Source organism: Streptomyces boluensis (genome assembly GCF_009908195.1).
Taxonomy (GTDB): domain Bacteria; phylum Actinomycetota; class Actinomycetes; order Streptomycetales; family Streptomycetaceae; genus Streptomyces; species Streptomyces boluensis.
The window spans coordinates 13,957-25,635 of record NZ_JAAAHS010000014.1; the positions used below are offsets into that span (position 1 = coordinate 13,957).

The window sequence follows — 11,679 nt, forward strand, 5'->3', positions numbered from 1 at the left end:
AGCGCACGACAGCGCACGGGCAGCCCACGGAGACCCCGCACGGACAGCCCACGCAGAGAGCCCACACGGAGCGCCCACCGCACACCCGCCGCGCTAAGCCCGCGGTGACGGCTGTGCGGACGGGGCGAGGGAGCCGCACAGCGCCGTCACGTCGCCGGTCTCGTACGGATCGGTGCCCGCGGGCCCGCCCGTCTTCGCGCTCTGCCCGGCGTGCAGCGGCCGCAGCCGTTCCGCCGAGTCGGTGCCGCAGGAGAGCGGACCGGCCTGGACGTACGAGGCGAGCAGTTCGGCGCGATGGCGTTGCAGGTCCTCGCGGTCGAAGCGGAAGTGCAGTTCGCGTCGGACGGTGAGGAGCGAGGCCTGCCCGCCGTCGGGGCCTGCCGGGCGCAGCGCGTAGACGAAGGTGTGGTCCGAAGTGACCTCCAGCGTCTCGGAGTTGACCTCGGTGGCGTGCAGGGTGCCGTGGACGCGGATGCCGCTGTCGGCGAGCGCCGTGCGCGCCGGGTCGAGGCGGACGAGCCAGCCGGTGGCGGCGTGCCGTCCGTCGGCGGCGGGCCGGACGAAGCTCTGGTCGAACTGCTTGAACTGCGCCGGGTCGAGCAGGATCCGCACCGGTCGCACTTCGTTGCCGGTGAGCACGGCCGGGTCGAGGGAGGACTCGACGAGGTATTCCTTGGCGGTGGTCAAGGCGGTCATGACCTGGCTGTCCGCGAAGTGCGCGGTGCGGCGCACGGCGGGCAGGGCGATGCCCGCGGCCCCGGACTTGAACTGCGCGGCGGGGCTGCGGGCGAACAGATCGGCGGCCTGCCGCGCACCGGGCACGGGTCCGGTCGGCGCGAGCGGCACGACGGTCATCCGCAGGGGCTCGGCCGAGCGCAGCGGCGGCTGCCCCTCGGGCGCCCGCACGCCCATGTAGATCGCGGTGCCGAAGGCCATGACGATCAGCAGGACGAGGATCAGGGCCTGCCGGGAGAGGGCTCTGGTGGCCGCGGCCGCGGCGGAGGTCGCCGGGCGGCGGCGCACGGCCGGTGCGTGCTGCTCGCCGAGGCGCTCGCTCGCCGAGGACTCCTGGAGGCGGGCAGCGCGGACGAACGATTCGTCGAAGACGACGGATCGGTACTCTTCCTCGCCTCCACCGGGGACGCCTTCGGGGGTGCCTTCGGGTGTGCCCTCAGGTGGCTCTCCAGGCCCGGCCATACCTTCAGGGTAGGTCGGCGGAGCCTCGGGTAAACGCGCTGGTACGGGTCAACTTCCGCCGACGGGACAGAACTTGCGGGCGGCGCACGGCAGTTGACCCGTGTCCGTACGCCCGGCCGCTCTCAGGGGGTGCGTGTCTGCGCCGGGACCGGTGGCTCGGAGTGATCGGTCGACGCCGAGGCGCCACGGTCCACGCCGGTGGTGGCGGGCGGCGGCACCGGGTCCTGGCGGTCGGGCGAGGAGCCGCGGTAGACCGCCGTGAAGGCGAGCGCGACCATGCCGATGCCCATCACGATGGCGAGCAGCCAGGCGACGGGCCGGTGCCAGCGGCCGCGCGGGCGGCGCCCGGCCCGGTCCTCCATGAGCTCCGCGACACAGGCCGGGCAGGTGTCGCCAGTGCCGTCGTCGCCGTACGCCTCACGGTCGTACCGGTCGTGCGGGCAGGCGGCGCCGTACGGGTCGGACCCCTGCGGGTCGCGGGCGGAGCCGGAGGTGCGGTCGTCGCGGCGGCGGGCGCGGGCGCGGCGGTGCTCGGCCTCCGCGCGGGCCTCGGCCGCGGCGAGCAGGCGCTCCACGGCGCTGGGCTCGTGGAACTCGGCGGAGCGTACGAAGTCCTCGTCGAAGACCACGGAGGCGAACTCTTCGTCCGCACCCCCGCGGTCGCGGTCGTCGTCGGGCTCCCGGCCGTCCGCGGACGGCGTGCCCCCCACGTCCTCCGGCACGGGTCCAGAGTAGACCTGGGGGGTCAATTTGGGCAGTGCGTAACGGAATTCACCCGCTACGCGGACACGTCCGGCTCAGCGGATGTGGCCGTCGCCGGTCACGATGTACTTCGTCGAGGTCAGCTCCGGCAGGCCCATCGGGCCGCGGGCGTGCAGCTTCTGGGTGGAGATGCCGATCTCGGCGCCGAAGCCGAACTGGCCGCCGTCGGTGAACCGGGTCGAGGCGTTCACCGCGACCGTCGTGGAGTCGACGAGCTGGGTGAAGCGGCGGGCGGCCTGCTGCGAGGTGGTGACGATGGCCTCGGTGTGCCCGGAGGTCCAGAGCCGGATGTGCTCGACGGCCTTGTCGAGGGAGTCGACGACGGCGGCCGCGATGTCGTACGAGAGGTACTCGGTCTCCCAGTCCTCGGGCGTCGCCGCGACCACCGTGGCCTGGGACTTCTCCGCGTACTCCTGCACCCGCTCGTCGGCGTGCACGGTCACGCCGGCCTCCGCGAGGGCGTCGAGGGCGCGCGGCAGGAACGCTTCGGCGATGTCCTGGTGGACGAGGAGCGTCTCGGCGGCGTTGCACACGCTGGGGCGCTGGGCCTTGGAGTTGATGAGGATGTCGACGGCCATGTCGAGGTCGGCCTCGGCGTCCACGTACACATGGCAGTTGCCGGTGCCGGTCTCGATCACCGGGACCGTGGACTCCTCGACCACGGTACGGATCAGGGAGGCGCCGCCGCGCGGGATCAGCACGTCGACGAGGCCGCGGGCGCGCATCAACTCCCGTACGGAGTCACGGGATTCACCCGGTACGAGCTGCACCGCGTCGGCCGGCAGACCCGCACCGCCGACGGCGTCGCGCAGGACGCGGACGAGCGCGTTGTTGGAGTGGTACGCGGAGGACGAGCCGCGCAGCAGGACCGCGTTGCCGGACTTGAGGCAGAGGGCGGCGGCGTCCACCGTGACGTTGGGCCGGGCCTCGTAGATGATGCCGACGACGCCGAGCGGGACGCGGACCTGGCGCAGGTCGATGCCGTTGGGCAGGGTCGAGCCGCGCACCACCTCGCCGACCGGGTCGGGCAGCGCCACCACGTCGCGTACGTCGGCGGCGATGGCCCGGACGCGCTCCGGGGTGAGGGTGAGGCGGTCGACGATGGACTCGCTGGTACCGGCCTCGCGCGCCTTGGCGATGTCCTCGGCGTTGGCCTCGACGATCTCCTTGGTCCGCACTTCCAGGGCGTCCGCGATGGCGAGCAGCGCGTCGTCCTTGGCGGCCCGTGGCAGCGGAGCGATGTCGGCGGCCGCGGCGCGGGCGCGGTAGGCGGCCTGGGCGACCGGGGACATGTCGGCGTACGGGGAGAGCGAGGTCATGCCCGCAGCGTAGCCGGGGCGCCCGGCGCGTCCAGCCGCTGTTCCGCACTCCGAGACGTACGACGAGACGCGCGACCGGGCGCACACCGGACCCGCTCCCCCACGCCCCTCACGTACCGGGAACGCACCGAGAACGCACCGGGAACGCACCGGGAACGCACCCGCATCCCACCCCCAGGACGGCCGGAAACAGCCCCTCAGAAGGGGTGCACCCCCACAGGCGCCGCCGGTGGTGGCCCGTACCCGTCCGCGATGCGCTGGTGGTACGTGTCGCGGTCGATCACCTCGAGGCCGACGATCTCCCACGGTGGCAGCTGGGCGCTCTGCCGATGCTCGCCCCAGAGCCGCAGCGCGACCGCGGCGGCGTCGTGCAGGTCGCGGGCCTCTTCCCAGTACCGGATCTCGGCGTGGTCGTTCGCGTACCGACTGGTCAGCAGGAAGGGGTGGTCGTGGGCGAGCTGTTCGAGGCCTCGTCTGATGTCCGGGAGCGGGGTCGCGGGGCCCGAGACGCTCAGCGTCACGTGCCACAGGCGTGGCTCGTCGGCGGCCTTCTCCCGGCCGGTCCGCTCGTCCGGCTCCGCCGGGCCGTCGCCCGTCCTGACGCTCGTCAGGGCCCGCTCCCCACTTCGTGACGACGCCCCAGGGCGCGCTCGTCTCACCGGCGGCCTCCCGCTCTGCCTTCTTCGTGCGGACCTGTCCGCACCTGTGCCCCGCAACAAAGTTGACCAGCCCTTGGCGCTCCGCGTGGGCGTTTCGCGGAAGGTCCCCCGCCCAGGGCGGCCCGTTTCGGCCGCCCCCCGGCCCGAGCTGCGACGACGGCGTCAACCCTGCGCAGGTCACGCACCGGCCGTACGAGCCTGCCGCACGAGCCTTACGAGACACTCAGTCGTGCAGCAGCACCAGGTCGTCCCGGTGCACGACCTCCCGCTCGTACGCGGGACCCAGCTCCTTGGCGAGCTCGCGGGTGGAGCGGCCGATCAGCTGCGGGATCTCCTTGGCGTCGAAGTTCACGAGGCCGCGGGCGACCGTCCGGCCCTCCGGGTCGCGCAGCTCCACCGGATCGCCCGCGCTGAACTCGCCCTCGACCGCCTTGATCCCGGCGGGCAGCAGCGAGGTGCGCCGCTCGGTGACCGCCCGTACCGCCCCCTCGTCCAGGGTCAGCGCGCCCTGCGGCGTGGAGGCGTGCTGCAGCCAGAGCAGCCGGTCCGCGGAGCGCCGTCCGGTGCTGTGGAAGTGGGTGCCGGTGTCCCGCCCGGCGAGCGCGTCCGCCGCGTGCACCGCGGAGGTGAGGACGACGGGGATACCGGCCGCGGCGGCGATCCGGGCAGCCTCGACCTTGGTGACCATGCCCCCGGTGCCGACGCCCGCCTTGCCCGCGCTGCCGATCTGCACATGCGCGATGTCCTCGGGCCCGCGTACCTCCTCGATCCGCGCACTGCCGGGCTTGGCCGGGTCCCCGTCGTACAGGCCGTCCACGTCCGAGAGCAGCACGAGCAGGTCGGCGCGGACCAGGTGGGCGACGAGGGCGGCGAGCCGGTCGTTGTCGCCGAAGCGGATCTCGTCGGTGGCGACCGTGTCGTTCTCGTTGACCACGGGCAGCGCGCCCATGGCGAGGAGCTGGTCGAGGGTGCGGGAGGCGTTGCGGTGGTGGGCGCGGCGGGCCATGTCGTCGCTGGTGAGCAGCACCTGCCCGACGCGGACGCCGTAGCGCGCGAGGGAGGCGGTGTAGCGGGCGACGAGCAGGCCCTGGCCGACGCTGGCGGCGGCCTGCTGCCGGGCCAGGTCGCGTGGGCGGCGGCGCAGGCCAAGTGGGGCGAGCCCGGCGGCGATGGCGCCGGAGGAGACGAGGACTATCTCCTTCTCCCCTCCACTGCGCACCTTCGCGAGGACGTCCACGAGGGCGTCCACCCGGTCCGCGTCCAGGCCGCCCGAGGCGGTGGTGAGCGACGAGGAGCCCACCTTCACCACGATGCGACGGGCCTCGGCCACGCTCTTCCTTGCTACGCCTGACACCTGCGATCCCCTGCTGCCCGACCGGCGACGTTCTACGACCAGTGCCGAACCACTGACCACGACCGGTAACGATCCACTCGCCCGCAATGTACGTGAGAGGCCTCGGGCACCGCCGCCGCATTCCGCCCCGTGGTCAGCGGCTGTGGTCAGCGACCCTGGCCAGCGGCCGCGGCCAGCGCCCCGGCGAGGGTGCCGTGAGCCCGCCCGCGCGACGGACGGCGGGCTCCCCACTGGAGTTCAGTCGCTTTGCCCCGGTATCCGGTGATAGTTGTCACGGAAGATTGCCCAGGCAGCGCCGATGGTCATACGGTCAGGGGTCAGCCTTCCCCACGGCCTTCCCCCACGAGGTCGTTGCCGGGGCCGAACTCACCGCTTCCCCCCATCCGAACTGCCAGGAGCCCAGCCCGTGCCCTCCGCCGGACTCGCCCCCCGCCGCATCGTGCAGCTACTCACGCTTTTCACGATGTTCGCGCTCTTCACGGCGCAGCTCGCCAGCGCTCTGCTGCCGAACCTGCCCGTCTTCATCATCGCCGGAGCCGGCGGTCTGGCCCTCGACACGTACCTGCAGTACAAGAAGCCGGGCCTGCTCGCCCTGCTCGGCAAGATCCGCTTCGACGTGACCGTGCGGCAGCTGCTGCGCGACATGCTGATCGTGGTCGGCCTGCTCCGCCTGCCCGGCATCAACCCGCTGAACGAGCAGGCGCCGCTCACCATCGCGCTGCTCGCCTTCTACCTGGCGCACTTCGTCTGCCAGGCCCTCGCCGTACTGGTCCGGCGCAGCCGCCAACTCCCGATCGTCACGCGGAACATCGACGCGTCGGCGCTGCACCTCACCGCCGCTCCGCCGCGCATCCTGGCCCGCCGCCAGGCCCACCGCCTCCTTGTCTTCTCGGCCCCCGCGACAGTCGGCCTGCTGGTCTCGGCGATCACCAAGACCGTCTTCGCGGGCGCCGTCGGCGTCGGCGTCTCGCTCGCCCTGATGGGCGGCGGCACCGCGTACCTGGCCACCTGGATCCTGCCGAGGAAGCGCGCCGCGCACGACGCCAAGGTCATGGAGTGGCTGGCGGAGTGGCTGGACGAGTACAAGCCGACCGTCGCCATGTACTTCTCCGGCGGCACCACCTCCGCCTACCAGGCGAACATGTGGCTCTCCACCCTCGCCAAGGTCGACGGCAAGCCGCTGATCGTGCTGCGTGAGCGGTTCATGGTGCAGAAGATCGACGCCACCGACGTGCCGATCCTGTGCGTCCCCAAGGTCGCGAACATGTTCGCCCTGGAGAACTCGACGCTGAAGATGATGCTGCACCCGGCCAACGCCGCGAAGACCTCGCAGGTCCTGCGCATCCCCACGCTGAAGCACGCGTTCATCAACCACGGCGAGAGCGACAAGCTCTCCTCCTGCAACCCGTACGCCAAGGCGTACGACGAGGTCTGGGTCGCAGGACCCGCCGCCCGCGACCGGTACCAGATGGCCGACATCGGCGTCGACGACAAGGACGTCGTGGAGGTCGGCCGCCCGCAGCTCTCCCCGATCCGCCCGTACACGGGCGCCCCGACCGGCGAGTTCACCACCGTCCTCTACGCCCCCACCTGGGAGGGCTGGGACGGCAACCCCGGCAACACCTCGGTCGTCCTGGCCGGCGAGAACATCGTGCGCGAGCTGCTCGCCGACCCCAAGGTCCGGCTGCTCTACAAGCCGCACCCGATGACCGGTTCCCAGGACCCGCGCGCGGGCGTCGCCAACGATCGCATCAAGGCGATGATCCGCGAGGCCAACACCGGCCGCTCCGGCGCCCGCCCCGGCCCCGAGGCCGAGCAGGAACTCGCCCTGCGCATCGCCGAGTTGGACGCCCTGACCTCCACGTCGTTCCGTACCGGAGCCGACGAGCAGGAGCGGATGATGCTGCAGAGCGCGCCCTCCGAGGACCGTGAGGCGGCCGTCGCCGCGGCCACCGCGGCCTGGGAGACGGCGTACTGGAGCTCGTTCCCCGAGTGGGAGCACCAGATCATCACCACCGCCCGCCCGGCGATCTTCTCCTGCTTCAACCAGGCCGACCTGCTGATCAGCGATGTCTCCTCGGTGGTCTCGGACTGGCTGAGCAGCGAGAAGCCGTACGCGGTGGCCAACACCTCGGGCATGGCCGAGGCCGAGTTCCGTGCCGGGTTCCCGACGGTGCGCGCGGCCACGATCCTCAGCCCCGAGGCGGACGGCGTACCCGCGCTCATGGAAGCGGTGCGCCACCCCGAGGACGACCCGTACGCGGGCTCCCGCGCCGAGCTGAAGGAGCACCTCCTCGGCCCGTCGGACCCGCCCTCCATCGACCGCTTCAACGCCGCGATCCGCGCCCTGTGCGAGCAGGCGGACGCCCGCCGCGCCCGCACCGAGGCCCGTCTGGTCTCGGAGATCCCGGCCCAGCGCACGGGAGATGTGGCCACGGAGGAAGAGGCCGACGCCGAAGAGGTCTCGGCCTGACCCACGGCGACACGAAGAGGGCGGCCCCCCGGAACTCTCCGGGGGGCCGCCCTCTTGTCGTTGCCGTGGATCAGAACGGCTTGAACTCGTCGAACTCCTCGTCCGCCTCGTCCCGATCCGACTGCTTGTCGCGGCGGCGCACCGCGGCCGGGCGGGGCGTCTCGAAGCGGTGGTCCTCGCCCCGTCGGCCCAGCATCTCCGCGCCGGAGGCCATGGTCGGCTCCCAGTCGAAGACGACCGCGTTGTCCTCGGGGCCGATGGCCACACCGTCACCGGCACGGGCACCGGCCTTCATCAGCTCAGCCTCCACACCGAGCCGCTCAAGGCGGTCGGCGAGGTAGCCCACGGCCTCGTCGATGTTGAAGTCGGTCTGCCGCACCCAGCGCTCCGGCTTCTCGCCACGCACCCGGAACAGCCCGTCCTCTTCCTGTACGACGGTGAAGCCGGTGTCGTCCACGGCCTTCGGGCGGATGACGATCCGGGTCGCCTCCTCCTTCGGCTTGGCCGCACGGGCGGCGGCGACCAACTCGGCGAGCGCGTACGAGAGTTCCTTCAGGCCGGTGTGCGCGACCGCGGACACCTCGAAGACGCGGTAGCCGCGCTTCTCCAGGTCGGGCCGGACCATCTCGGCCAGGTCCTTGCCGTCGGGCACGTCGATCTTGTTGAGGACGACGAGCCGCGGCCGGTTCTCCAGGCCCGCGCCGTACTCCTTGAGCTCCGCCTCGATGACGTCGAGGTCGGAGACCGGGTCGCGCTCGGACTCCAGGGTGGCGGTGTCGAGTACGTGCACGAGCACCGAGCAGCGCTCGACGTGCCGCAGGAACTCGAGGCCGAGGCCCTTGCCCTGGCTGGCGCCGGGGATGAGGCCGGGCACGTCCGCGATGGTGTAGACGTTCGAACCGGCCGTCACCACACCGAGGTTGGGGACGAGCGTCGTGAACGGGTAGTCCGCGATCTTCGGCTTGGCGGCCGAGAGGACGGAGATGAGCGAGGACTTGCCGGCGCTCGGGTAGCCGACGAGCGCCACGTCCGCGACGGTCTTCAGCTCCAGGACGATCTCGGAGCTCTGCCCCGGCTCACCGAGCAGCGCGAAGCCGGGCGCCTTGCGCCGGGCCGAGGCCAGCGCGGCGTTGCCGAGCCCACCGCGGCCACCCTGCGCGGCGACGTACGAGGTGCCCTCGCCGACCAGGTCCGCGAGGACGTTGCCCTGCGGGTCGAGGATGACGGTGCCGTCCGGCACGGGCAGGACCAGGTCCTGGCCCTCCTTGCCGGAGCGGTTGCCGCCCATACCGGGCTGGCCGTTGGTGGCCTTGCGGTGCGGGCTGTGGTGGTACTCGAGCAGGGTGGTCACGGACTGGTCGACGACGATCGTGATGTCGCCGCCCCGGCCGCCGTTGCCGCCGTCGGGGCCGCCGAGCGGCTTGAACTTCTCCCGGTGTACGGAGGCACAGCCGTGACCTCCGCTACCCGCGGCGATATGCAGCTCGACGCGGTCCACGAAGGTGGTCATGGTTAGGGCCTCCTGGGGGTCCCCCCGGCCGGAGCTGAGGGAGTACATACGGGTCTGTCTATCTAGTAACACGCCGAGGGCGGACCCGCTTCCCGTACGAATGCCGTACGAGAAGTGAGGTCCGCCCTCGGAAAAACCGCGGTGAAACCGCGAGAGAACTCGCTCTACGGTGCCGTGATCAGGCGACCGGAACGATGTTCACGACCTTGCGGCCACGGTGAGTACCGAACTCCACCGCACCAGCGGTCAGCGCGAACAGGGTGTCATCCTTGCCGCGGCCGACCGAGTTGCCCGGGTGGAAGTGGGTGCCGCGCTGGCGGACCAGGATCTCACCGGCGTTCACGGTCTGACCGCCGAAGCGCTTCACACCGAGCCGCTGAGCATTGGAATCGCGACCGTTCCGAGTGGACGATGCGCCCTTCTTATGTGCCATGTCTCCTCAGTCCCTTACTTCGCAGCCGTGGGGATCTCAGTGACCTTGATCGCCGTGTACTGCTGGCGGTGGCCCTGACGACGGCGGTAGCCGGTCTTGTTCTTGTAGCGAAGGATGTCGATCTTCGCGCCCTTGTGGTGGTCCACGACCTCGGCCTGGACCTTGATGCCGGCCAGAACCCACGGGTCGCTGGTCACAGCTTCGCCGTCGACGAGCAGCAGGGTCGAGAGCTCGACCGTGTCGCCAACATTGGCAGTGGAAATCTTGTCAACCTCAACGATGTCACCGACAGCAACCTTGTGCTGGCGGCCACCGCTGCGCACGATGGCGTACACGCGGATCTCACTCTCTACGACTCGGAACGGGACCCCCGCAGTCCAGCCGTCCACTCGAAGGTGGCCGGCCTCCCCCGGGCACGAAGGCGCGGGGGGCTCCCGGACAGAGATCCGGGAGGAGAAAGGTTTACAGGGGTGCGGCGTACCTATGGACACGCCGACGGCCCAGGTTACGGGGCCCACCCGTAAGGGTCAAACCGGCCCCGTAGCGGCCTCAGCCCAGCCGCTTCTCACCGTCCGGCGGCAGCGGCTTGACGCCCTTGCACAAGTCCGTCGAGTCGGCACTGCCCGGCCAGGCGACGCTGCGCAGCCGGTCGAAGTGCGCCCGGTACACCTCGTGCACCGCGTCGTCGTCGACCTTCACGATCGCCTCGTCGTTCTCCCGGAGCGCCGGCGCCGTGTAGTTGCCCGAGCCGGTGAAGGAGACCTTGTTCCGCTTGCCGTCGTACATGCCGTCGATGAGCACGTACTTGTTGTGCACGATGTACGGAGTGGTGAGCTTCTGGCCGGGGTTCAGCGGGTCCCGGTCGTCGTTGTAGCAGCGCACGGAGGGGCCGCCGGTGGTGTGCAGCGTCTCCCAGGTGCCCTTGATGCCGCCCTGGCTCTTGGCGCTGTCGGTCTCCGCGTACGTCACGTACACCGAGCAGCCCGCCTTCTTCAGGGCGACCAGCTTGTCGGCGATGGCCTGCCGGGTCAGCTTGAAGATGCCGACCCGGACCTTGGTGCGCTGCGTGACCCCGGCGGCGTCCTGGTAGGTGCACTTCACGTTGTTCAGCACCGAGTACACGGTGTCGGTGTCGTTGGTGCTGCCGGCCCGCGGATAGAAGTACGCCTTGTACAGGCCGTTGCTGACCGTGCGGTACCGCCAGTTCCGCCAGTCCTTGGCGAGCATGTCGTCGAAGTAGCCCGCGTACGCGTCGTACAGCGTCGGGTTGTCCGGCAGCAGCAGCGCGTCGTTGAAGAACTTGGTGTGCGCGGACGGCGTCGAGTTTGAGGTCGTCTGCACGACCACGTCCCGGGCGCCCTGGACCTCCGAGAACAGCCAGAACTTGTTGTGCATGATCGACTTCCCGTACTTCGGGTCGCCGAGGCAGGACTTCCCCGCCGGGCACAGCGCGACGAACGACGGCTTCGCCCGGTCGGTGCCGAGGGCGGCCTTGAGCGTCGCGTACGAGGTGTTCTCGGGGCGGTCGCTCACGCTGGTCTCGTCCAGCAGGATCTGCACGCGGACCCCCCGCTCGGCCGCCCGCACCAGGGCGTTCACCATGGTGGCCTCCCACACGTGGTAGACCGCGACCTTGATGGTCGACCCAGGCACGGCCGCGTCGGTGAGCTGCAGCAGCCGGGCGCGTATCGCGTACTGCTGGTCGGTGCTGCCCAGCGGGTCGTTGAAGACCGGCCCCTCCGTCCACTCCGGGGCCTCCGCCGCCGCGGCCGTGCCGCTTCCCCCCGCGGCCAGCTGCACTCCGGCGGCCGACAGGACGGTGGCCAGCGCGGCCAGCCGTCTCGCGCCGTTCTGCGGCGGCACGGCACGGTGCCGCCCTCCGCCCTTGCGACGCAGATGCGCCATGACGATTCCCCTCCCCTTGCCCCCGGCGTCGCGTTTCTCCCGAACGCGTGGCCGTGGGTACATCTGT

At 71.3% G+C, this 11,679-nt stretch carries 10 protein-coding genes; 1 reads left to right on the top strand and 9 read right to left on the bottom strand.

All coding sequences use genetic code 11. The features are described 5' to 3' along the window. Positions 1–93: 93 nt before the first annotated feature. The 5 genes from GUY60_RS03630 to proB form a co-directional block, all read right to left on the bottom strand. Positions 94–1,197 (bottom strand): SCO2583 family membrane protein, encoded by a 1,104-nt coding sequence (locus GUY60_RS03630; RefSeq protein ID WP_161693649.1) that lies wholly within the window; start codon positions 1,195–1,197, stop codon positions 94–96. Positions 1,198–1,319: 122 nt separating this feature from the next. After that, the gene (locus tag GUY60_RS03635; protein WP_161693651.1) at positions 1,320–1,919 is read right to left on the bottom strand and encodes an SCO2584 family spore wall biosynthesis protein; all 600 of its coding nucleotides are present in this window, start codon (positions 1,917–1,919) and stop codon (positions 1,320–1,322) included. A gap of 75 nt (positions 1,920–1,994) precedes the next feature. Beyond that, positions 1,995–3,278, bottom strand: coding sequence for a glutamate-5-semialdehyde dehydrogenase (locus GUY60_RS03640; protein WP_161693653.1), 1,284 nt, complete (start codon positions 3,276–3,278; stop codon positions 1,995–1,997). A gap of 197 nt (positions 3,279–3,475) precedes the next feature. Further along, positions 3,476–3,937, bottom strand: a complete 462-nt coding sequence (locus tag GUY60_RS03645; protein WP_161693656.1) for a DUF8830 family protein — start codon at positions 3,935–3,937, stop codon at positions 3,476–3,478. Between the two features lie 223 nt (positions 3,938–4,160). Next, the gene (gene proB, locus GUY60_RS03650) at positions 4,161–5,267 is read right to left on the bottom strand and encodes a glutamate 5-kinase (protein WP_161693658.1); all 1,107 of its coding nucleotides are present in this window, start codon (positions 5,265–5,267) and stop codon (positions 4,161–4,163) included. A 430-nt stretch (positions 5,268–5,697) separates the two neighbouring features. Between proB and GUY60_RS03655 the strand changes: the two genes are divergently transcribed. Then, on the top strand, positions 5,698–7,764 hold the full coding sequence (locus GUY60_RS03655; RefSeq protein WP_161693660.1) for a CDP-glycerol glycerophosphotransferase family protein: 2,067 nt from the start codon (positions 5,698–5,700) through the stop codon (positions 7,762–7,764). A 70-nt stretch (positions 7,765–7,834) separates the two neighbouring features. On the opposite strand, the gene obgE is transcribed toward GUY60_RS03655, so the two are convergent. The 4 genes from obgE to GUY60_RS03675 form a co-directional block, all read right to left on the bottom strand. After that, entirely contained in the window at positions 7,835–9,274 is a 1,440-nt protein-coding gene (obgE, locus tag GUY60_RS03660; RefSeq protein WP_161693662.1) for a GTPase ObgE, read from the bottom strand. Between the two features lie 178 nt (positions 9,275–9,452). After that, positions 9,453–9,707 (bottom strand): 50S ribosomal protein L27, encoded by a 255-nt coding sequence (gene rpmA, locus GUY60_RS03665; protein ID WP_161693664.1) that lies wholly within the window; start codon positions 9,705–9,707, stop codon positions 9,453–9,455. A gap of 14 nt (positions 9,708–9,721) precedes the next feature. Next, the gene (gene rplU, locus GUY60_RS03670) at positions 9,722–10,042 is read right to left on the bottom strand and encodes a 50S ribosomal protein L21 (RefSeq protein WP_161693665.1); all 321 of its coding nucleotides are present in this window, start codon (positions 10,040–10,042) and stop codon (positions 9,722–9,724) included. A 214-nt stretch (positions 10,043–10,256) separates the two neighbouring features. Further along, entirely contained in the window at positions 10,257–11,612 is a 1,356-nt protein-coding gene (locus GUY60_RS03675; RefSeq protein WP_161693667.1) for a phospholipase D-like domain-containing protein, read from the bottom strand. Between the last annotated feature and the right edge of the window lie 67 nt (positions 11,613–11,679).

Bases quoted from the DNA above. Each gene is read 5' to 3' on its own strand.
- GUY60_RS03630 (WP_161693649.1), bottom strand. From the start codon at position 1,197: ATGGCCGGGCCTGGAGAGCCACCTGAGGGCACACCCGAAGGCACCCCC.
- GUY60_RS03640 (WP_161693653.1), bottom strand. From the start codon at position 3,278: ATGACCTCGCTCTCCCCGTACGCCGACATGTCCCCGGTCGCCCAGGCC.
- obgE (WP_161693662.1), bottom strand. From the start codon at position 9,274: ATGACCACCTTCGTGGACCGCGTCGAGCTGCATATCGCCGCGGGTAGC.
- rpmA (WP_161693664.1), bottom strand. From the start codon at position 9,707: ATGGCACATAAGAAGGGCGCATCGTCCACTCGGAACGGTCGCGATTCC.
- GUY60_RS03675 (WP_161693667.1), bottom strand. From the start codon at position 11,612: ATGGCGCATCTGCGTCGCAAGGGCGGAGGGCGGCACCGTGCCGTGCCG.